This is a genomic window from Legionella bozemanae (assembly GCF_001648595.1).
GTDB lineage: Bacteria > Pseudomonadota > Gammaproteobacteria > Legionellales > Legionellaceae > Legionella > Legionella bozemanae.
On record NZ_LBAW01000119.1, the window covers coordinates 1 to 505 of the forward strand.

Sequence of the window (505 nt, forward strand, 5' to 3'; positions counted from 1 at the left end):
TGCATGTTGCCGGTACAGAAAAAAAAGCGCGTGAATGGCGTCATTTTCGTGATGATTTGGCTTCAGGAAAGACGCGTTCTTGTAAGATGCTGTATAACGTCGTGCTATTTTCCAGACGTTCCGAATATGCCCGCGATGTGGAAGCAGCTCGTACCTGTTTTTCTTATAACGGTATTAAGCTTGCGCTAAGCCGTAGGATGCAATCTCCCTATTTTCTAGCAACATTGCCTTTTTTATTTACGAATCATCTCCAAAAAGGATTTCAGCTACCCACGATGATGTGGCCTATTTCCTCATGGAATGCGACTCAATACATGCCTATTCTTTCGGATTGGTCGGGTACGGGATCGGGCATTTTATTGCCAACACTACGCAACCAATTTTCTTGTATTGATCCATTCTCAGGTAAGTTGGGCACGAATTACAACATTTCTGTGACCGGCACATCAGGCGGGGGAAAGAGTTTTTTTATTCAAATGCTGATGCTCAACGTGCTGTTCAACGG

Annotated in this window: 1 protein-coding gene; it reads left to right on the plus strand. The window is 44.2% G+C overall.

Translation table 11 applies throughout. From position 1 onward, the window contains the following. On the plus strand, window positions 1–505 hold a 505-nt coding region (locus tag A8O27_RS18305), incomplete at both ends, for a TraC family protein (RefSeq protein ID WP_259293105.1).